A 21,178-nucleotide genomic window follows, 5' to 3' on the forward strand; every position below is an offset into this window, starting at 1 on the left:
CCATGTGAGAGTAGGTCATCGCCAAGCATTTATTTAGAGAAACCCCGGTTACTACGTAGCCGGGGTTTTTTGCGTCTAGGGCTTAGGTAAGTGAACTCCGATTAAGTTTGTTTTTCTTGTTTTATATCTAATTGTCATCACTCTGTATTGTGCATGTGCGGTAATAACCGTTAGTATTAATTTATTTTGCAGAGAACTCTCATGTCTGACTTATTAATGGCGGGAAAAAAGGTTCTTATTGTTGGCATAGCCAACGATAAAAGTATTGCATATGGTTGTGCTAAAAAGCTTAAAGAGCATGGTGCAGAGCTGGCAATAACCTACTTGAATGATAAAGCTAAACGTTTTGTCCAACCTCTTGCAGATGAACTTGAGGCGAGTATCTTTATGCCTCTAGATGTGACAGTACCTGGAGATATGTCTGCTGTATTTTCAGAAATTGAGCGCCAATGGGGTTCTTTAGATGGTGTTATCCATTCTTTAGCTTTTTGTCCTCTGGAAGATCTACATGCACCGATCTCTGAATGTTCACGGGAAGGCTTTTTGCAGGCGATGGATGTTTCTTGCTACTCCTTTATCGAAATGGCAGGGATGGCAAAATCGCTAATGACTGAGGGGGGTTCTCTGATTAACTTCTCTTATTTGGGAAGTGCTTTAGCTACAGGTGATTATAATATAATGGGTTGTGCTAAAGCGTCACTTGAGGCGGCTACTCGTTATCTTGCACGGGATTTGGGGCCTCAGCATATTCGAGTTAATTGCATCTCTCCAGGTACTATAGCGACTCGTGCGGCCGGCGGGATAAAGGATTTTGATGCGATGCTGGAATATAATCGCCATAAAGCGGTTGACCATTTACTCCCTACGACTGAGGAAGTTGGGGGAGCTGCGCTTTATTACTTAAGTGATCTCTCTCGTGGTGTGACAGGAACAATACATTATGTTGATCACGGTGTTTGTATTGTAGGTTAAGCTCTTTTTACCCCCGTTATTTTCATTAAATATGAACCCAGAGATTCTCTGGGTTTTTTATTTTTCTGCCAAAACAATACGATAGCTAAGGTTATTCACCCTTTTTCTTTTAAGTTATTCCTATATCGGCCGATTATTACACTCTAATGAGTTCTTTCTCGTTAATCTTCAATTAAGTGATTGTATCAGTAGTTTAAGACCGGTAGATTTGTAGGTCTATATTTGAGTAAAACACCTCAGGAGTGAAAAGATTGCTTTCACTGTTTAAAAAGAAGATAAAATCTGGGGGAATAACCTCAGTTGTGTTTACTGGGAAAGGTGTTTCTTTTGCCCATGTAAAGCAAACAGCCTCTCATCCAGAGCTGTCTTTCTGTGAGCATGTCCTTTCATCTAATCCTTTTAGTGAGTCCAGCCGTTTTTCTGAATTAGTTAAAGATAAAGGACTTAACGGGAGTAAAGCACTTATCGTTATGCCTGAATCGAGCTATCAAATTCATTTGGTTGAGCGTCCATCTGTTCCTGATGAAGAGCTTAGAGATGCACTGCGTTGGAAAATTAAAGACTTAGTTAGCTTTGATATTGAAAAAGCAGTGATCGATTATATAGAGCTGCCTGATGATGCCTACCGTGGGCGATCACGTATGTTGTATGCTGTTGCTGCCCAACAGGATGAAATTGATCGTCGTGTTGAATGGTGTGAAAGCATCGGCTTAGAACCGGTTGTTGTGGATGTTCCTGAATTAGCGTTGTTGAACCTTACTGAAGATCTTGCTGACAGTGAAGCTGGATTAGCTGCATTCTTTTTAGGCGATAAAAGTAGTTCGATAAACCTGCTGTCGGATGCTTCGCTCTATTTTACACGTCATTTACACTACAACCGAACGGATGGTGCCGCTGATGCGGGTGCCGCTGTGTTAGAGTTACAACGCTCACTCGATTATTACGAAAGCCAAGTTGGCAAGCCTCCCTGTGTTCGTTTATTGGTGTTGCCATTTCAGTCGGACGATACGCCACTGATGAGCGAGTTACGCCAAAACTTACATCTTGATATTCATTCATTAAATCTTAACAACCTTATCTCCAGTTCAATTGAATTGTCTGATGATCTACAACAATGGACAACGATCGCGGTTGCTGCAGCATTAAGAAGTGAAAACTTAGGGGTGGAAGGGGTTATATGAAACAACGAGTTAATCTCTACAACCCTAATAAATCTAAACAGAAATTCGATCCACTGAGCTATAGTGGTAGCTTAACTCTAGTTGGGACTATCGTTGTTCTGTTTTTAGTTGTAGGTCTAGCATTGACAGTTTATACAAATTACCAACAAGCCCAGCTAGAAGCTTTAATAAGCGATCAGAAACAATTGGAAGCAGCAGTTAATACTGAACAGGCACGTTTTTCACTAAAAGAAGCGAATGCTGAACTGATTGTTGAGAAACAACGTATACAAAGTGAAATCGCATCAAGGCAGCAGCTTAAAAGCTTGTTATATCGTATTCAGCCGAGTCATGGGACTAGCTTCTCCTCTTACCTCTACGCTTTAGCTGAGGCATCACAGCCTGATAGCTGGTTAATTGAATTTCAATTAGATAATACGCAACATCGTTTTAGCGCATATGGCGGTGCAGTGGAGGCTCCAGCGGTTCCTGTTATGTTAGAAGCAGTATCTCGCACTGAAGTGTTTCAAGGCCTAAGTATTGGTGAGCTTGATTTAGAATCGGGTGAATCGGGTGTCCTATTTAAAGCGACTGCGGAGTTACGTGCCTATGAATAAGGCTGCCCAAAAGTGGGATGCACTGAGTTCGCGAGAGCGATGGTTAGTAATTATTTCTGCGGTGGTTATTCCTGTTGTACTTATTTACATTCTGTTAATTGAACCGAGCATTATTAGCCTTCAACATCAGCATGCAAAGTCCGCAGATCTCCAAGTTGAGATGGCGAGCCAAAAACAGGTATTGGATCTGTTAAGGGCTAAAGAACCTGTAGATCCTAACATTGCTGTGCGTGAAGAGCTGAGGCGTTTACGCCTAGAACTTACAAATGCGAATGCTGATATTAAGCGTGCGGCGACCAATTTAGTCTCTCCTGATCAAATGTTAAGTATGCTTAAAGATGTTTTAAAAGATGAACAAGGCGTTTCTTTGCTCAGTGCTAAAAGTTTAGCTGTCGAGACTCTAGAGTTAGGCGGGAATAATGAGAAGACAAAAGCCGAATCGTCTGCCCCTTCCGCTGTGATTTATGCGCACCCTTTTGAGATTGAGTTACAAGGCAGCTATCAGGGTATATATGATTATCTACAAAAGATTGAGCAATTAGATGGCGTTTTCTTTTGGGATACTTTGAATTATGCCGTAGATGAATATCCAGCGGCAAAAGTAAAAATAAGAGTGCATACCTTAAGCTCTGAAGCGAGGTGGTTAGGTGCATAAGTTGGTTATCGGTTTGTCTTTCTGTATCTGCTCCTCTTCAGTTTTAGCTGAGCGGTTGCCTGCTGACCCGACTCGTCCGGCAGCGGGGATGTATCATCTGTCGCCAGCTAAGCGGGTAGCCCCTGTTTATAAAGTTAGTTCTCTAGTGACAGGCAAGAAAAAAAATACGGCTGTTGTGAATGGCCAACGTGTAGAAGTGGGAGATTTAGTTGATAGCGCTACGGTTTTATCGATTAGTCGTGAAGGTGTCATGCTTGATATTGGAAATAAGCAACAATTGATCTCTTTATCTGAGCGGGAAGGATTCAGTAAAGTAAAGAGTGGGAAATAGGTCTAATTAGTTATGAAATATATTTTCAATATCCACATCCTTGTTTGTTTACTGTTTTTGAGTGGCTGTCAGGGGATCTCGCCCATTGCTGGTTCAACAACTCAGCAGGACGGTGTTGCTGCTATTGAAGAAGCCATTGCGGTTAATGAGCAGCAGCGGGAAATACCTGCGCCTCCATCGGCTCCGATTGCTTTGTTGCCCCCGTTAAATCTAGGTGCATCGGCTTCATCTTCGGAAGAACGGTTTGATATTACTGCCGAGGCGCTACCCGCAAGAGACTTTTTTATGGGCTTAGTCCAGGGGACACCTTATAACATGATTGTTCATCAAGATGTGGGAGGCGCTATTTCGGTAGAATTAAAAGATGTTTCCGTAGATGAAGTGATGAACGCTATTCAACGGGTATATGGTTATGAATACACCCGTAGTGGTAATTTATATCAGGTGATGCCTGCTTCACTTCAAACTCAGATCTTTCAGATAAACTATCTTGATATAGATCGTCAAGGAAGTTCAGATACACAAGTTAGTGCAGGCTCAGTGAGTTCGTCGGGTGATAATTCGAGTGCGGATGAGGTTATAGGAACACGAATTAGTACGAAGACATCGACTAACTTCTGGGGGAATTTACAAAGCACCTTAAATACGATCATTTCTGGAGAAGGTCGTAAAGTGGTTGTCACGCCTCAAACGGGGGTTGTTGTTGTGCGTGCTTTACCAAGCGAATTAGCAACGGTGAGAGATTATCTTGCACAAGCTGAACTTATTTTGCATCGCCAAGTTGTTATTGAGGCAAAAATATTAGAAGTAACCTTAAATAATGGCTTCCAAGCAGGTGTTAACTGGACCGCGCTGGCTGAACCAGGTACAGGAAAAACGGCCTTGTTTAGTTTATCGTCAGAAACCCTAACTAATAATGATGATATAGGCGGAATATTTAAAGCTGATTTAAGCTTAGGTGATTTCACTTCAGTGATTGAGCTTTTAGGAAGCCAAGGTGATGTTCAGGTGCTGTCTAGCCCTCGAGTTTCAACGGTGAATAACCAAAAAGCAGTTATCAAAGTGGGTACAGATGAGTTCTTCGTAACGGATGTTGAAAATACAACAACGACCGGCACGAGCACAACAACCTCTCCTAGTATTGAACTAACACCGTTTTTCTCCGGTATCGCTTTAGATGTGACTCCTCAGATTAGTGCAGATGGCGATATTGTTCTACATATCCATCCAACCGTTTCAGAAGTTGTGGATCAGCAAAAACAGATTAGTGTTGGATCTGATGATTTTAATATCCCACTTGCATTAAGCTCCATCCGAGAATCGGACAGTATTGTAAGAGCTGAAAGTGGACAGGTTATTGTTATCGGTGGATTAATGAAATCGACTGATAGTGATACTGAGGCTAATGCGCCGGGTTTGAGCGATCTACCTGGTATTGGCAGTTTATTTAAGCAGAAGCGCCAAGCAGGAAGTAAAACTGAGCTAGTTATTATGTTGCGTCCCGTGTTAGCTAATCATGATAATTTGCAAGACGAACTTAAACGTAGTCTTCGTTCGTTTAAAAATTTGCAGGCTACCCCTGCACAGTAGCTGAGGCTAATGGATGTACACGGATCACTTTGGTTTAAGTGAGTTACCTTTTACGCTTACACCTAATACGCATTTCTTTTTGAATATGCCGACTCATCATGAAGCCCTTAATTTAATGTTAGTGGCTCTGGCCGGTGGGGATGGTTTTGTTAAAGTCGTAGGTGAAGTTGGTACAGGTAAAACGCTGTTGTGTCGCAAACTGCTTAATGCGTTAGACAATGATGAATATGTAACGGCATATATACCTAACCCCTATTTAAGTCCTTATGAGTTTCGTAAAAGTTTTGCCCAAGAGATAGGGCTAGATGTTAATGGGCTTGAAGATTTTGATCTTCTTAATGCGATTAATCAGCGCCTTGTAGAATTGGCGCAAAGTAAACGTAAAGTCGTGCTACTAGTTGATGAAGCACAAGCTATCCCTGAAGAAACGATAGAGGCTTTAAGGCTGTTAACCAACCTTGAAACAGAAACGACTAAGTTGTTTCAAGTGGTGCTTTTTGGACAGCCTGAGCTTGACGAATTGTTAGGGCAAAAGTCCTTACGGCAGTTATTACAACGAATCACGTTTAGTTATGAACTGAGTCATCTGGATAATGAAGCTGTAGAGCACTATATAGAACAACGGGTACAAAAAGCAGGCTTTACTGGACTCTCTCTTTTTAAGAAAGAGGCTTCACGTAAAATAGCTAAAGCTTCGGCTGGTACGCCTCGACTTATCAATATTCTAGCGCATAAAGCGTTGATGGTTGCGTATGGCAAGGGCGCTTTAAAAGTAGAAAGCTCTCATGTGGCACGCGCTATCGAGGATACACAAGGTATTGTAAAGACAAAGGATAATCGACCTCTTTTATGGGGCGCTATTAGCTGTCTACTCCTAGTAACGCTTTATCTTGTGTATATAGGGGTTAATCAATGAGTTTGGTTAATGACATGCTAAGGGACTTAGAGCAGCGTAATGAAAGCGCTACGCAGGTTCCTGGACAGCAGTCAGCTGTTAAAGCCGCTCAATATGTTGAAGAAGAGACAGGTAGTAAAGCACCTCGAATTACGTTGTGGCTGATCGGCCTAGTTGCAGTACTTACAACCTGCTGGTTGTTGTGGCATCAGATACAAAAAACTCAAACCTATGCTGACACTAAGGGCTTATCTACGGCATCTCTCGATGCTACAGACAGCGAGGAACAGCAAGACTCAGAACTTAGCGAATTAAGTGCTGGGGAGCGCTTACAGGGCTCCTCGGCTACAGATGAGCCGCTCTCTGTCATCCCCGCTCCGAAAAATGCAGGCCTCGTTTCTATTAATGATATTAAATGGGCGGGCGCTGATTTTGGTGGTGATTTAGTTGTGAGGCTTGATGGCGATGCTGATATCCAAGTTTTAAATCAGAAAGATAATAGCATCGTGATTGCTATTGATGATGCTGTTTTAAGAACGACGCTTCCTTCTATAACAAATAATTATATTAAGCGCTTAGATATTGAGGCTGAACCGGATAGAAACCGAACCTTGTTAACATTAACGACCAATAGAAAAAGCCAGTTTTCTTTTCGTGTTCAAACCTCACCGACAACACTTATTCTCGGTGTAATACCTGATGAAGCGGCTCTCGTTATTAATGATCCATCTGATGTTGAGACGGTTGAGGTTACTGATATTGGCGTATCAACTATAGCGACGCCCTTAACCGTTATTAGTGTAGACAGCGAAAAGGACAGTATTCGATCTTCTGCTGAGCTACAGGTTAATCTTGCTGAAGAGTTTTTGACTACCAAGCCCGTTGTTTCAAAGCCGGTTACTAAGTCGTCCAATGCATTAACAGATCGTCAATTTGCTAAGCGTGCACGGCGGATGATTAATGAAGGTAAATTGGATGAGGCTGAGAGCTTATTAACTAAGGCGATAGCTCAAGAACCATCTAAAGCTGAACAATCTAGAGTGCTGCTAGCAACTTTACTGTTGTCTAAAGGTGAAACCGCTTCAGCTCAAATGTTGATAGGGAAAAGTCGCGACCTACATCCATATAATAGTGATTTAAAGAAATTACAGGCACGTATATGGATGGCTGAGAATAAATCGTCTCAATCAGTTGATCTGCTTAGTGCTGATTTCCCGTTGCTAGAAACTGATCAAGAGTACCATGAGTTGTTGGCAAGTGCTTACCAGCAAGATGGCAAACCGGATGAGTCAGCACGGATTTACTTTCAGTTATTGCAATTGAATAACAGCATTCCACGATGGTGGATTGGAATGGGTTATGCGCTGGAACAAGTAAAGCGTTATGCTGATGCTCGTAATGCTTATCAGAGTGCCTTACAGATACCGACGATTGATAGTCGTTTGAAAAGTTATGCCAGTCAGCGTATTCAAGCGCTGGCGGGTCGTTAGGAGGAAGGGGCGGCATGGGCGCACCCAAGATGAAAATCCGTATTGGTGACTTACTAGTTCAGAACGGTGTTCTGTCGGAAGCTCAATTAATTGATGCGTTGGATAAGCAGAAACAGACGCGTCAGAAATTGGGTAAGACACTAGTATCTATGGGGTATGTAAAGGAACAGCAGTTTCTTGATTTTCTATCCCAGCAGTTGAATATTCCTCTGGTTGAGCTAACGCATTACTCATTTAATCAGGAAGACGTATTACGTTTACCTGAAACTCAGGCCCGGCGCTTTAGAGCGCTCGTATTAAAGGAAGATGTTGATCATTTTCTCGTTGGGATGTCTGACCCAATGGATATCTTTGCGTTTGATGAATTGCAAAGAGTGCTCCCTAAACCTATCGAAATTGCAGTCGTTTCTGAAGCCCAGTTACTGCAATCTATGGATCTACTCTATCGTAAAACGAGTGATATTGAAGATCTGGCCGATCAGCTAAATGATGAGATCGCCGATGACGCCTTTGATCTAGCAGCATTAACTGCAACCGATGAGGTTGATGTTCCTGTTGTTAAACTGCTGAAAAGTTTATTTGAAGATGCGGTTCAGGTTGGCGCCTCAGATATACATATTGAACCGGATGAAACGGTGCTACGTATTCGGCAGCGTATTGATGGTGTGCTCCATGAGCATGTTATGAAAGAGAAACGTATAGCCTCAGCGCTTGTACTGCGTTTAAAGCTAATGGCCTCATTAAATATATCAGAGAAACGTTTGCCTCAAGATGGTCGTTTCAATATTAGTGTGAAAGGGCATAGTGTTGATGTACGTATCTCTACCTTACCTATTCAGTTTGGTGAATCGGTTGTAATGCGTTTGCTTGATCAGTCCGGTGGGATTATAGGGCTAGAAAAAGCTGGATTACCTAATGATATGTTACATCGGCTCCGTAGAATGATTCACGAGCCCCATGGCCTTTTACTTGTTACAGGCCCTACAGGTAGTGGTAAAACCACAACTTTATATGGTGCGCTTAATGAGCTAAATAGCCATCAGAAGAAGATTATTACCGTAGAAGACCCAGTGGAATATCGTTTACCTCGAGTAAACCAAGTGCAGGTTCATCCCAATATAGGTTTAGACTTTTCCACTGTACTACGTGCCACCTTGCGTCAGGATCCGGATATTCTTTTAGTCGGGGAGATTCGAGATAAAGAAACCGCTGATATTGCCCTGCGTGCAGCGATGACAGGGCACTTTGTCCTGTCCACGTTACATACTAATGATGCCGTATCTAGTGCTATGCGTTTAACTGATATTGGTATCGAAGGGTATTTGGTTGCGTCTGCATTGAATGGGATTTTAGCGCAGCGTTTGGTACGCAAAATCTGTGAAAACTGCTCGCACGATTATCAGCCGACTGATTCAGAAAGATTATGGTTGGATATGCGCCAAGAGGAGCTAGGTTTAGATAATATCAGCCTACAAAAAGGCCGCGGCTGTACTTATTGTAATAATACGGGCTACAAGGGGCGTACCGGTATATTTGAGTTATTAGAAATAAACGAAAATATGGCTGATGCTCTACGCCGCAATGATAGCGCGGGTTTCACCATTGCTGCTAAAACAGATCCACATTATAAGCCTTTAGCTTATAGCGCATTGGAATTAGCTATAGCTGGGGTTACTTCATTAGATGAAGTGTTCCGTGTAACAGAACAGTTGGACGAATCTATTTATCTCGACGCACCTGATGCCTCAATTGAGCTTGGCTCAATGGATGTCGGTGGTTTAGAGCTTGAGTAACTGGGTAAAGAATTAGATGGCAACTTATAGTTATCGAGGCAGAAACAGAGAAGGTGAGGAAGTCTCCGGCAATATTGAGGCGGGCACGGCGGCTATGGCCGCATCACAGCTATCTGTTGATGGCATTATCCCGATAACCATCAATGAAGCCGTCGCAGCGAAGAAGCAATCACCAACGGGCAGCAAAGAGCTGAACTTTCAGTTGTTTCAAAAGATTAGTATTGATGAGCTAATCATGTTTAGCCGTCAAATGTTTAGCTTAACTAAGGCTGGTGTCCCCATTACACGAGCGATGCGAGGATTAGCTAATACAGTTAATAATCCACTTTTAGAGGAAACTTTGGGTGGCTTGGCAGATGAGTTGGAGAGAGGGAACGCACTTTCTTCTGCTTTGGCTAAGTACCCGAAAATATTCAGTGAACTCTATATAAGTATGATCCATGTAGGCGAAAATACAGGCCAACTGGATGAGTCTTTTAGGCAGATGGCTGCGTATCTGGAGTTAGAGCGTCAGACCGTTCAAAATGTAAAGCAAGCGACTCGCTATCCTATCTTTGTTCTTGTTGCGATCTCTATCGCTATAGGGATTATCAACGTGTTTGTTATTCCTGCCTTTAAATCTGTTTTTGTTAGTTTTGGCGGTGATATGCCTTGGCAAACACAGGCATTAATTACGGTGTCCGACTTTACCGTCGATTGGTGGTGGGCGATCGTTGGCGGCGGCGTTCTGCTTTATATTGCTTTCTATCGTTGGCGAAAAACAGAGTCTGGCCATATGGCTTGGGATCGACGAAAACTCAAGTTTCCTATTGTTGGGTCGATATTCTATAGAGTTATCTTGGGACGCTTCTCTCGCACTTTTAGTATTGTTTTGAAAGCGGGTGTGCCAATAGAACAAGGCTTATCTATTGTCTCTAAAGCTGTTGGCAATCGTTATATAGGTCAGAAAGTTTCCGGCATGCGTCAAGGGATTGAACGAGGTGAGTCGTTTACTCAAACCGCACATCAAACAGGTATGTTTAGCCCGTTAGTCATGCAGATGCTGGCGGTGGGTGAAGAAACCGGTCGAGTTGATGAGATGCTTGAAGAGGCTGCAGGCTTCTATGAGCAGGAAGTGGAGTATGATCTTAAAAATCTTACCAGTGCGATCGAACCTATTTTGATTGTGGCTATTGGTGGAATGGTACTAGTGTTAGCACTGGGTGTGTTCTTACCGTTGTGGGAGTTGAGTACTACAATTAATGGTTAATCGTGATGCTCAATTGAGATTTCGGCAAAAAGGTTTTTCGCTGCTAGAGCTAGTGATTTCACTTTTAGTTATTTCGATTTTAATGGCAGTAGCTTATATCAAGCTAGAGCGGTTAGCCGAAGATGTTGAGCGTGTATCCTTTGAGGGGGTTCGTAATAATATTCAGGCACAAGTCACATTAAAGGTGGCATACTGGTTTGCAGAGCAGCAGTATGTTTCAGGTCAGGAGTTGGAAAAGAGTAACCCTATCTCACTTATTTCATACAAACCTACAAATTATGTGGGTGAATTAGACTATAATGAGTTGTTGGTTGCTCAGAGCGAGCGTTGGTACTTTGTTTCGGATAAGCATTGGCTTGTATATAAAGTTAAACGAAGTGAGCACTTAAAAAATGACTTTCAACAAAAGGACCTTTTACCGTTTCAATTAACAGTAAAGTTTCAACATGGGCGTCATGAACAAGGGCTAGCAACAGAGGTGATTTTAAGGCCTCTATATAGCTTTACTTGGCAAGTTGATAGCGATGGCTGATCTATACAAGTCATCTGTAGTTTGTTAAAAATCAATCAATTACAATTTAATATCTAGTGGCAGAGGGTTCCATGAAAAAGCAAACGGGTTTTACAATCATTGAGTTGGTAGTCGTCATTGCCCTGTTAGGCATTTTGGCAGCGGTTGCACTACCTCGTTTTATTAATGTAACTGACGATGCACATAATGCAGCGGTTAAAGGCGCTGCGGGTGGTTTTGCCGCCGGTATAGCTTTAGCTAAAGCTAAAGCTGTGGTTGAAAATGCAGGTTCCGGGGCTAATGTTCAATTAGATGGTTCGGCTGCTGTAGCGATTAATGGCTCTGGTTATCCTGTTGGGGCTTCAGGCGCAGGTTCTACAATCGGTGGTAATGGAGCTTGTGTTGATATCTGGAATAATGTTTTACAAGGCAGTCGACCTGTTGCGTCTGATGCCGATCCATCTGTTGTGCCGGGCGTTGATTATCAAGCTGAGTCTGGGAGTGGTACTGAGTGTACGTTTACTTATCGCCAAGCCGCACCTTCAGGTGATGATCGTGAGATTGTGTACGATGCAGAGTCGGGTAACGTAACTGTTAACGGTGCTGACGAGTAATTGTTAACTCAGATGTGACGCAAATGAGCGGTGAACATTTATCTTCTTCAGTTAGATATAGCTGCTCTCAATCTCGCCAGCGTGGTTTCACGCTGGTTGAGATTATTGTTGTAATTATTCTATTGGGCGTTCTTTCAGCCGTTGCCATTCCGCGTATTGGTAATGTATCTAGTTACCAAGAGTCCTCCCTTCGCAGCTCTATCCTCGGTTCTTTGAGGTTGGCTCAAAAAACAGCCTTAGCTCAGCACGCATCATCGGTATATTGGGTTTTAGGACGTCCCTCCCTTGATGAATGGCAGATTAGCTTAGTGATTGATGCCGATACTAATGACGGCATTCCTCCTCTAGATATATCGCCGCCGCAGCTTAATGCATCCATTCCTGGTGATATTAGTTTGTCTTATTCTGTGTCAATGGATGCAGGGGGAAGCCTACTTGGCTCACTCTCTACGGGTGATAATCTAGTGATTTTGTACAATCAGTTAGGCGATATGGTTAGTGTTAAAAGCGGAGTCGTCCTAACTAGCGAAAGTTCTTTCCCAAATGCCGCGAACTCAGTGGATAGTAGTTTGCAGTTTAGTGATCGCAGTGGCGATTTTTGTCTCTCTTTGACGGGTTATAATTATGCATCGACCTGTCGCTGAAAAAGGTTTTTCTCTGGTAGAGGTCGTTATCACCATTGTTATTATTGGTGTTGCTTTAACGGCTGCGATAGCGGGGTGGGGTAATATCGCACGACATAGTTCTGATGTGATGTGGCAGACGAGAGTATCGTACCTTGGGCAAGCCTATTTAGAAGAGATTTTATCCCGCCGTTATGACGAATTAACGCCTACAGGCGGCAGCCCTCTTTGTGATCCCTGTACGGCTGAGGGCGGTTTTGGTCCCGATGCTAGTGAAACACGGGAAACATTTGATGATGTTGACGATTATCATGGCTTAACAGAAAACGCTGTTGGTTTATTTAATTCTCTAGTGACAACCGGAGGTATTCAATCTTATAACGGTTATCAAGTCAGTGTGCAGGTGCAGTATGCAGGCGATAGCTATTTTTCAGCGAGTAATCATGAGCTGGTGAAGCAGATTGTAGTGACGGTGACTCCCCCTAAAAACACAGGCCAAAACCCTGTGCAATTTAGTGCATTACGGGGGAATTATTAATGGGACTGTGTAGAAGTAATAAACAGCAAGGCTTTACATTGATTGAGCTGATCGTTGTTATTACATTGCTAGGTATTATCTCTCTTGTTACCGTGGGCTTTATTACATCAAGCATGCAAGGTTATGCGGATCTAACGCGGCGTGATCAGTTGTCATCGGCGGTAAGGGTTGCAGTTGAACGGATGGCAAGAGAGATTAGAAATGCATTGCCCAATAGTCTTCGGGTTAATGATGAGGGAAGCTGTATTGAGTTTATCCCTTCGCTTGCGGCCTCCCGTTATATATCTATACCTTTATCGGCCTCTTCAGCAATGAGTAGCTTTGTTTCTGTTCCGTTTGCGCTGGAGCCTGCTCAAGGGCGTATTGCGGTGTACCCTATAGATACAAATAATGGGGATGAGCCGACTCGCACATCAAACCCCATTTACGATTTAGATAGTTGGTCTATTATTTCACCACCGATGAGTGCCAGTAGTGCTTTAGAATCTGCATCTGGTACGGTTGATGTCCTCTTAACCTCTACACATGCGTTTCCAACCGATTCTCCCTCTAAACGTTATTTTATAGTGGATGAACCGGTGAGTTTTTGTGTTGTTGGAACTGATCTATATCGTTTTCAGGGAGTGGCAGCAAGTAACTATACTTATGCGATTAATCAGCCTGATGGCGCTACGTTATTCGCAGACCTCGCTGAGCCACAAAGAGGATTATTGGCAAGCGATGTAATTGCACCGTCGGGAAGTACTCCGTTTAAATACAGTGAAGCAACGTTACTGCGTAATGGCATCGTATTATTTGACCTTTTTGTTCAAAACCAACAGTTATCCGTTGCAGACAATACACAAGAAAGTATCCGTATCCAATTTGAGGTGCAGGTGAAAAATGTACCTTAATACGAAGAAAATCGGCTGGAAGGCGAGCGTGTCTCGGCAGTCCCAAAAGGGATTAGGGCTCATCTCTGCCATTTTTGTTATTACCATCTTAGCGGTCATTATCGCCGGTATGACACGATTTTTTTCTATAGGTCAGAATGTTACTGCACAGGAGTTTTTGGGCGCTAGAGCTATTACAGCCGCTCAGACAGGAATAGAGTTAGAGTTAACCTGTTTAGAACATGGGGTATCAGGTTGTACTGCTTCTGCCGCTGTTGGGAGCATGCCCACAAACTGGGATTATTGGCCAGGGCCAACGTCCAACTCACGTTTTTCTGTCACGGGTCTTAAAGATTGCTACGCTGAAGTTTATTACTATACGGTGAGCTCATCTGTCGGGCAGTTCTGGACTATAGATAGTACGGGGTTTTGTGGAGGGGATGGCTTAGATGGTGCATCTAGGCGTGTAGTCATTAGAGCGGCTCAATAAACGCCGCTCTAACTCAGGTCATTACTCTTTAAGCTTCTATACCATATTCGTCACGATATTTACGGATCGACGCAAGCTCTTCCGCTTTATCACCTTTTTCCGTTAAGTAATCGATAAGATCACCTAAACTCACGATACTGATAACAGGCATATTGTAATCTCGTTCGACCTCTTGGATCGCGGACAATTCGCCTTTACCTTTTTCCTGACGGTTAAGTGCGATTACAACCCCCGCCGGTGTTGCGCCTGCTTGATCAATAATCGTCATTACTTCACGAATTGCGGTACCTGCAGTAATAACATCATCAATGATCATGACACCGCCTTCGAGAGCTGCACCTACTAAGCTGCCGCCTTCACCATGGGTTTTAGCTTCTTTACGATTAAATACGTAGGGAACGTCTTCACCATGATGATCTGCTAAGGCAACCGCTGTTGTTGTCGCTAGAGGGATCCCTTTGTATGCAGGGCCTAATAACACATCGAAAGAGACACCCGAGTTTTTAATCGCTTGGGCATAAAAACGGCCCAATTTAGCGAGTGCGCTACCAGTATTAAATAATCCGGCATTAAAAAAGTAAGGGCTTGTACGGCCGGATTTAAGCGTGAATTCGCCAAAGCGTAGCACGTTCTGTTCAATAGCAAACTCAATAAACTCACGCTGATAATCCTGCATAGCAATCTCCGATGAATAGGGGGTAAATAGGCAGGCGCTATTCTACCAGCGAGCGGCCTTCGGCTCCATTGTTCTGATATGCAGCAAAAAATTTCATTTTTGTTCACTTCGCTATACAATTCGACCTTCAGATTAAAAATAATACTAATTTGCTATTGGTCTGCTTTCAGACAGGAACACACTCTATGCGCGTCATCACCTTCAATGCTCAAGGTATTGAACAGGCTGCAGAAAACGGCTTCTTCGATTGGATGGTCCAACAGGACGCTGATGTTATTTGCTTGCAGGATTTGCGAGCAAAAGAATATCAGCTCGATGATGAGCGCTACCATCCGGAAGGCTATCACTCCTATTTCTTTGATGCTTGGGAAGATGGCTATAGCGGCGTTGCGATCTACACTCGTGAGATACCTAAAGCGATCATGACCGGTTTAGGCTTTGAGTTATGCGACCAACATGGCCGTTTTATCCAGGCGGACTTTGAACATGTAAGTGTTTCTTCTTTTTTTATCCCTTCAGGTTTGAAGAGCGAAGAAGCTCAGCAAGAAAAAGAAGCCTTTATGGTCGAATTTTTAGGGCATTTGAGTAAAACCTTACGTAAACGCCGCGAATTTATCTTCTGTGGCACGACAAATATTGCCCATAAAACCGTAGATCTAAGTAACTGGTATGCCAACCAAACTGTTTCCGGCTTTTTACAAGTTGAGCGTGATTGGATGGCTGATATTTTTGATGAGATGGGTTATGTGGATGCGTTCCGTCAGATAAACAAAGCAGAGCGCCAATTCAGCTGGTGGCCTGGTTACAATCGTGCTCGTAAGCTTAATGAAGGTGCGCGTTTAGATTATCAGATTACTACGGCTAATCTGCGTAAAACAGTCAAAAACGCACGGATCTATCGGGATCAATCATTTAGCGAACACGCGCCGATTATTATTGATTATGATATTGGCTAACGGCGTAGCACAATTAAAAAAAGGAGCTTAATCGCTCCTTTTTTTGTGCGCTAACGAAAGGCTATTCAGCTAATGCTATCTTTTGCGCTTCGACTAACTCATTAATCCCTTTGCGGGCGAGATCAAGCATTGCATTCAACTCTTCCTGAGAATAAGGCGCACCCTCGGCGGTTCCCTGAACCTCAATAAAGCCGCCTTTGCTTGTCATAACAACATTCATATCGGTTTCTGCTTTACTATCCTCAGCGTAATCTAAATCCAGCACCGCCTCACCGTCATAGATGCCTACAGACACAGCAGCAATAGCCTGAACAACGGGGTCGCCCTTCATCGCGCCATGCTTATCTTTTTTCAACACATTAATCGCATCCTGTAAGGCTACAAAAGCACCCGTGATCGATGCCGTACGTGTGCCACCGTCTGCCTGTAATACATCACAATCGATTGTAATTGTGTTTTCGCCCATCTTCTTAAGGTTCAGTGCCGCACGTAAAGAACGACCAATCAGGCGTTGAATCTCAACCGTACGGCCACTCTGCTTACCGCGAGCCGCTTCACGGCCTGTACGGCTGGTGGTTGCACGGGGCAACATACCATATTCAGCAGTCACCCAGCCTTGGCCAGAACCACGTAAAAAACGCGGTACACCACGCTCAACTGTTGCTGTACAAAGGACCTTGGTATTGCCGAACTCAACTAATACAGAGCCTTCCGCATGCATAGTGAAGTTACGTGTGATCTTAACCTCACGCATCTGATCGTTTTCACGTCCACTTGGACGATGCTTGCTGATACCAAGATTTTGCAGTTGTTCTGATATAGATGAAGTCATGCCGGTCCTTTAATCAATTTTCTAGTCAGTCATGGCGTGGCAGAGCGGTGCCAGACTGTTACAATTGTATTCAATAACGCATTTTAATCGAGAATGGATCATATGACACGCAGCATGACAGCTTTTGCTCGACAGGAAGCCGAGCATGAATGGGGTTCCCTTAGTTGGGAGATCAGATCAGTTAACCATCGTTACCTAGAACCTCACTTGCGTTTGCCCGATAACCTAAAAGAACTGGAGGGCTTCTTACGCGAAACGCTGCGAAAAGCACTGAGTCGTGGCAAAGTTGAATGTACGCTGCGATTTAATCCTGAAGCCACAGAGCAACAACTTGTGGTTAATAAACCTTATGCTCAAGAAGTTATTCAGGCCGCTGAGTCGTTACAAGCGATGGTTGAGAATCACCAACCTTTAGACGCTTTAGAGTTATTACGTTGGCCTGGCGTTCTACAAGACACCAAATTAGATATGGATCTCGTTAAAAACTCAGCAAAAGCACTTTTTACTAAAGCGCTGGATGACATGCTGGAAGGGCGAGGGCGTGAAGGTGTCGAGCTCGCGACATTAATCAATCAACGGTTAGACGCGATTAGCGCTATAGTGGCAGAAGTGCGCGAAAGCATGCCTAAAATCCTGCAAAATCAGCGAGAAAACTTAGCCCAGCGCCTTGCTGAACTAAAAGCTGACCTAGATGAAGGTAGGTTAGAGCAAGAGATTGCATTACTGGCGCAAAAAGCTGACGTAGACGAAGAGATGGATCGTTTAGACACCCATGTTCAAGAAGTGCGCCGTGTTTTAAAACAGAAGGGGCCCGTCGGCCGCCGTTTAGACTTCCTTATGCAGGAGCTTAACCGGGAAGCGAACACACTCTCCTCAAAATCAATTGTCGCCAGCACTACCCAATGCGCAGTTGAACTTAAAGTGCTTATTGAACAGATGCGAGAGCAGATTCAAAACATCGAATAGGTTTCTTGGTAGAAAGTTACCCGTCCAAGAATGTCTTAAAAGCCCCGTATTACCTTGTGAAGAGCATTGAAAATACAGGGCTTTTTTTATTTTTCCCGTCCAAATCGGTTTGCAGTTGTCCGTTATCTGCTGCTGTTTAAGTGGTGCCAGCTATTTTTGCCTCCTCCATTATTTCAGAAACTTTAGAACCATCCATGATAGTTACCCCACAGCCAACTTAGCCGCCTGCTGCCACATAAAGTGAGGCATCGGCTCTTTTAACTTCCAAGTAATGCTCATCGGTTGTGAGCCTGTATGCGATACGTATTCCACTTCACCATAATTAACAAAGCCCATGGTTCGGCCGTATTCATCTTTGGTTTGCTCACGTACAAACAAGAATAAACGCTTGCCCATTTTTTGATGCTGAATGTATTCCAAACCACGCCCTTTGTCTGGCCGAGCGCTATTTTGTGACTGCCAATGGAAAAGCTGCTCATTAATCGCGTAATCATGATACATAGTGGTTGGCGAGAACTGCTTTTCGTTTTTATCTAAGGTAACAAACAGTAATTCGATATTCTGCTCTTTGATATTAAATAGGCCTTCTCTTGAAGATGGCTGCCGGTCAAACGTAGTCGCACCAAATGCCACCAATATTTGCTCACGCGCATAGCGAGCATGCAACTTTAATGAAACTTCAGGCAAGGCCTGCATTGTTGGTTGCTCATGCTTGGTTTTTGCTAGTTGCCAATTTAAGACATCCAATAATTCTGCTTTTAATTCACAAGAATTTAGTTTCGCTAAGCTCTGATCAATGGAATCGAATCCACATTCAGGCCCCGTTGTCTGCCAAAAATCATAATGGCACATTAAGGCATAACGATGGCTGCCGCCGTTAAGCATAAATTGAGTTTGGCAAAGCTGTTTTAAAAAACTTAAATAGGCATAATCATCACAGGTCAAAATTCGATTATGGATGGCCTTTCTAAATATGTTCAGCAGATTTTCACCAAACGTATTTTCGTTGATTTCATCTTTGGCTTGCTGAACCAGCTGCGACCAGCTGCCTCGCTTATAAAGTTCATTCAAGTCGATATGAGGGTTTAGAGTTAAGAAATTCGCCAGCGTTAACGGCAGTGTGGAATGCTCTGGATACTGCCGGATCATCGCAACTAAACGCTTTAAGGTTAACGAAGCTTGGCGAATATTGCTGAGCACCATTTCTTGCGTGCGCTTGCTTAATTCAATGCGGCAACCCAGTGGCGCATGAGGGAAGCCTTGCTTTATTTCATCAGTGATCGCGCGATGACTTTTACCGACTAGAGCTCTAAATTTATTGGCAAAATCATATTCAGGACGTGAATTGCCAACAAAATCCAACACGGTACAACATTCTTTGCCTTCGGCTAAGCGCAAACCACGGCCAAGCTGTTGCAAGAAAATGGTTAAACTTTCTGTCGGTCGTAAAAACAGTAAGGTATCGACTTCGGGAATATCGACACCTTCGTTGAAGATATCGACCACACAGAGCACATTGATGCTGCCAGATCGAATAGCTTGTTGCTTTTGTTGCCGCTCATGGCTGTTATCACTGGTCAACATATCTGCGTTAACGCCCTTCAACAATAACTGGTGCGCCATATATTGAGCATGATCACGACTGACACAAAACGCCAAGGCTTTCATTTGACTTATGTCGGTGACGATCTCCTGCAAACTCAGTAGTATTTTATCGAAACGCGCTTGGTTATGAGTATAAAGATTAGTGAGCTGCGCGATATCATAACGCCCACGACTCCAAGGGATCTTGCGCAGGTCGGTATCATCATCTATACCAAAATACTGAAAGGGGCAAAGATGGCGACGGTTAATCGCTTCGGGCAAGCGAATTTCTGCCGCAATCACACCGCCAAAATCCGCTAAAATATCCCCCCCATCATGGCGCTCTGGTGTGGCAGTAAGGCCGAGTAATATAACCGGTGAAAAATGCGCAAGCAGTGGGCGATAGCTTGATGCGGCAATATGGTGCACCTCATCAATCACAATGTAGTCATAATAGTCAGCCGTCAGGTTAAGCTGAGCAAGCTGATTGTTCAGCGTTTGAATAGACACAAACAATTGACGGTAGTGCTCTGGCGTATGCCCACCCACCCAAAGTTCACCAAAAGCGCCGTTGCGCAATACACCACGATACGCCGCTCTGGCTTGTTGTAATATTTCTTCGCGGTGTGCCACAAATAAAAAAGTGGCTTGCGGTTTTTGTTTAATAAAACGCGCAAAATCAAAGGCGGAAATCAGGGTTTTCCCTGTACCGGTTGCCGCAACCACTAAATTGCGAAAGCGCTGGTGCACACTGCGCTCAACGGCCAGTTGTTCCAATATGTCACTTTGGTGAGGAAACGGCGAGATATCAAAGAAATGCGTTGGGCTGGCCTCATAATCACCGCGCTGCTGGCTCAACGCTTTTTTGAGTTTTTCGCTACATTTTGCATCATCACTAAAATGCTCAAAATCATTAGAAGCCCAATAGGTTTCAAAGGTACTCAACGACTTATTGATAATGTGTGGAATTTCTTGCGAAGTGATTTTTAAATTCCACTCTAAGCCATTGGTTAGTGCGGAACGCGACAGGTTAGACGAGCCTATGTAGCCAGTGTGATAGCCGGTGTTGCGCAAAAATAAATAGCTCTTAGCATGTAAACGTTCACGCTCAGTGTTGTAGCTCAGCTTCACTTGGGTATTGGGCAAACTGGCCAAATACTCCACGGCTTTGGCATCAGTCGCCCCCATATATGACGTGGTAATTATTTTTAGCTCGCGGCCGCTTGAGGTAAATTCTTCTAGCTCTTTGCGAAAAATCCGTATCCCCGCCCACTTAATAAACGACACCAACCAATAAATGGTATCCGCGGATAGAATCTCTCTTTTTAATTCAGATTCAAGGGACAAACCGGCATTGCTACCACAAAACAGCTCACTTTGCGTTAAACCAGTTAGGGGGGAAATGTCCTTAATGTAATTTTTAAAATCGGCTGAGACCGGATTTTCGAGCTCATAGAGTGCGGTCAGAATTTTACCTTGGCTAACAAGCAAATTGTCTTCGATAAAATCCTTATCTTGAATTTGTGTTTTTAACCATAGTAACAGCTGATTAGACAAAGCAATTTGTTGTTGCAATCGATCATCAGCGGCTGGAATGGAATCAATGGCGTGTTCAATAATGTGCGAGAGGAAACGAGATAACCAAGTCGATGCTTCACTGCTATTGAGCTCTCGTTCACCTACAAAGAATCGCTCACGGTCAATTCGACTAGCAATGAGCTGTGTTATTAGCTGTTCATAAATTCCTATTTGTTGCATAAAAGT

21 protein-coding genes are annotated in these 21,178 nt (G+C 43.5%); 18 read left to right on the plus strand and 3 right to left on the minus strand.

Features of this window, described 5'->3' with window-relative positions; translation table 11 throughout:
• Positions 1-201: 201 nt before the first annotated feature.
• From fabI to Q4486_RS11895, 16 genes are all read left to right on the plus strand, one after another.
• Positions 202-972, plus strand: coding sequence for an enoyl-ACP reductase FabI (gene fabI, locus Q4486_RS11820; protein WP_303418293.1), 771 nt, complete (start codon positions 202-204; stop codon positions 970-972).
• Positions 973-1,274: 302 nt separating this feature from the next.
• Positions 1,275-2,153, plus strand: coding sequence for a pilus assembly protein PilM (gene pilM, locus Q4486_RS11825; RefSeq protein ID WP_303519555.1), 879 nt, complete (start codon positions 1,275-1,277; stop codon positions 2,151-2,153).
• Positions 2,150-2,749, plus strand: a complete 600-nt coding sequence (locus Q4486_RS11830) for a hypothetical protein (protein WP_303418290.1) — start codon at positions 2,150-2,152, stop codon at positions 2,747-2,749. The genes pilM and Q4486_RS11830 overlap by 4 nt, the downstream gene beginning before the upstream one ends.
• Positions 2,742-3,404 carry a type II secretion system protein GspM gene (gene gspM, locus Q4486_RS11835; RefSeq protein ID WP_303519556.1) on the plus strand — a complete coding sequence of 221 codons (663 nt, stop codon included), beginning with the start codon at positions 2,742-2,744 and terminating at the stop codon, positions 3,402-3,404. The genes Q4486_RS11830 and gspM overlap by 8 nt, the downstream gene beginning before the upstream one ends.
• Positions 3,397-3,735 carry a hypothetical protein gene (locus Q4486_RS11840; protein WP_303418286.1) on the plus strand — a complete coding sequence of 113 codons (339 nt, stop codon included), beginning with the start codon at positions 3,397-3,399 and terminating at the stop codon, positions 3,733-3,735. Before gspM ends, Q4486_RS11840 begins: the two co-directional genes overlap by 8 nt.
• Positions 3,736-3,747: 12 nt before the next feature.
• On the plus strand, positions 3,748-5,325 hold the full coding sequence (mshL, locus tag Q4486_RS11845) for a pilus (MSHA type) biogenesis protein MshL (RefSeq protein WP_303418284.1): 1,578 nt from the start codon (positions 3,748-3,750) through the stop codon (positions 5,323-5,325).
• A 13-nt stretch (positions 5,326-5,338) separates the two neighbouring features.
• Entirely contained in the window at positions 5,339-6,241 is a 903-nt protein-coding gene (locus tag Q4486_RS11850; protein ID WP_303519557.1) for an ExeA family protein, read from the plus strand.
• Entirely contained in the window at positions 6,238-7,710 is a 1,473-nt protein-coding gene (locus tag Q4486_RS11855) for a lipopolysaccharide assembly protein LapB (RefSeq protein WP_303519558.1), read from the plus strand. The genes Q4486_RS11850 and Q4486_RS11855 overlap by 4 nt, the downstream gene beginning before the upstream one ends.
• Positions 7,711-7,724: 14 nt before the next feature.
• Positions 7,725-9,503 carry a GspE/PulE family protein gene (locus Q4486_RS11860; protein ID WP_303519559.1) on the plus strand — a complete coding sequence of 593 codons (1,779 nt, stop codon included), beginning with the start codon at positions 7,725-7,727 and terminating at the stop codon, positions 9,501-9,503.
• A gap of 16 nt (positions 9,504-9,519) precedes the next feature.
• Positions 9,520-10,752, plus strand: a complete 1,233-nt coding sequence (locus Q4486_RS11865) for a type II secretion system F family protein (protein ID WP_303519560.1) — start codon at positions 9,520-9,522, stop codon at positions 10,750-10,752.
• Entirely contained in the window at positions 10,745-11,284 is a 540-nt protein-coding gene (locus tag Q4486_RS11870; protein WP_303519562.1) for a prepilin-type N-terminal cleavage/methylation domain-containing protein, read from the plus strand. The genes Q4486_RS11865 and Q4486_RS11870 overlap by 8 nt, the downstream gene beginning before the upstream one ends.
• Positions 11,285-11,355: 71 nt before the next feature.
• Positions 11,356-11,877, plus strand: a complete 522-nt coding sequence (locus tag Q4486_RS11875) for a type II secretion system protein (protein WP_303519563.1) — start codon at positions 11,356-11,358, stop codon at positions 11,875-11,877.
• A 23-nt stretch (positions 11,878-11,900) separates the two neighbouring features.
• Positions 11,901-12,521 (plus strand): Tfp pilus assembly protein FimT/FimU, encoded by a 621-nt coding sequence (locus tag Q4486_RS11880; RefSeq protein ID WP_303519565.1) that lies wholly within the window; start codon positions 11,901-11,903, stop codon positions 12,519-12,521.
• The gene (locus Q4486_RS11885) at positions 12,502-13,038 is read left to right on the plus strand and encodes a prepilin-type N-terminal cleavage/methylation domain-containing protein (protein WP_303418268.1); all 537 of its coding nucleotides are present in this window, start codon (positions 12,502-12,504) and stop codon (positions 13,036-13,038) included. The genes Q4486_RS11880 and Q4486_RS11885 overlap by 20 nt, the downstream gene beginning before the upstream one ends.
• Entirely contained in the window at positions 13,038-13,931 is an 894-nt protein-coding gene (locus Q4486_RS11890) for a type II secretion system protein J (protein ID WP_303519566.1), read from the plus strand. Before Q4486_RS11885 ends, Q4486_RS11890 begins: the two co-directional genes overlap by 1 nt.
• The gene (locus Q4486_RS11895) at positions 13,921-14,400 is read left to right on the plus strand and encodes a hypothetical protein (RefSeq protein WP_303418265.1); all 480 of its coding nucleotides are present in this window, start codon (positions 13,921-13,923) and stop codon (positions 14,398-14,400) included. Before Q4486_RS11890 ends, Q4486_RS11895 begins: the two co-directional genes overlap by 11 nt.
• Positions 14,401-14,428: 28 nt before the next feature.
• On the opposite strand, the gene pyrE is transcribed toward Q4486_RS11895, so the two are convergent.
• Positions 14,429-15,076: an orotate phosphoribosyltransferase gene (gene pyrE, locus Q4486_RS11900; protein WP_303519567.1), complete on the minus strand. Its 648-nt coding sequence runs from the start codon at positions 15,074-15,076 to the stop codon at positions 14,429-14,431.
• A gap of 185 nt (positions 15,077-15,261) precedes the next feature.
• Between pyrE and Q4486_RS11905 the strand changes: the two genes are divergently transcribed.
• Positions 15,262-16,032, plus strand: a complete 771-nt coding sequence (locus Q4486_RS11905) for an exodeoxyribonuclease III (RefSeq protein WP_303418262.1) — start codon at positions 15,262-15,264, stop codon at positions 16,030-16,032.
• Positions 16,033-16,093: 61 nt separating this feature from the next.
• Here Q4486_RS11905 and rph read toward each other — a convergent pair whose 3' ends face one another.
• Positions 16,094-16,864: a ribonuclease PH gene (gene rph / locus Q4486_RS11910; RefSeq protein WP_067863210.1), complete on the minus strand. Its 771-nt coding sequence runs from the start codon at positions 16,862-16,864 to the stop codon at positions 16,094-16,096.
• 102 nt (positions 16,865-16,966) lie between these two features.
• On the opposite strand from rph, the gene Q4486_RS11915 reads away from it, so the two are divergent.
• Positions 16,967-17,830 (plus strand): YicC/YloC family endoribonuclease, encoded by an 864-nt coding sequence (locus Q4486_RS11915; protein WP_303519569.1) that lies wholly within the window; start codon positions 16,967-16,969, stop codon positions 17,828-17,830.
• A gap of 201 nt (positions 17,831-18,031) precedes the next feature.
• Here Q4486_RS11915 and Q4486_RS11920 read toward each other — a convergent pair whose 3' ends face one another.
• Positions 18,032-21,172 (minus strand): DUF3427 domain-containing protein, encoded by a 3,141-nt coding sequence (locus Q4486_RS11920; RefSeq protein WP_303519571.1) that lies wholly within the window; start codon positions 21,170-21,172, stop codon positions 18,032-18,034.
• Between the last annotated feature and the right edge of the window lie 6 nt (positions 21,173-21,178).

The sequence above is a fragment of the Neptuniibacter sp. 2_MG-2023 genome, assembly GCF_030547495.1.
GTDB lineage: Bacteria > Pseudomonadota > Gammaproteobacteria > Pseudomonadales > Balneatricaceae > Neptuniibacter.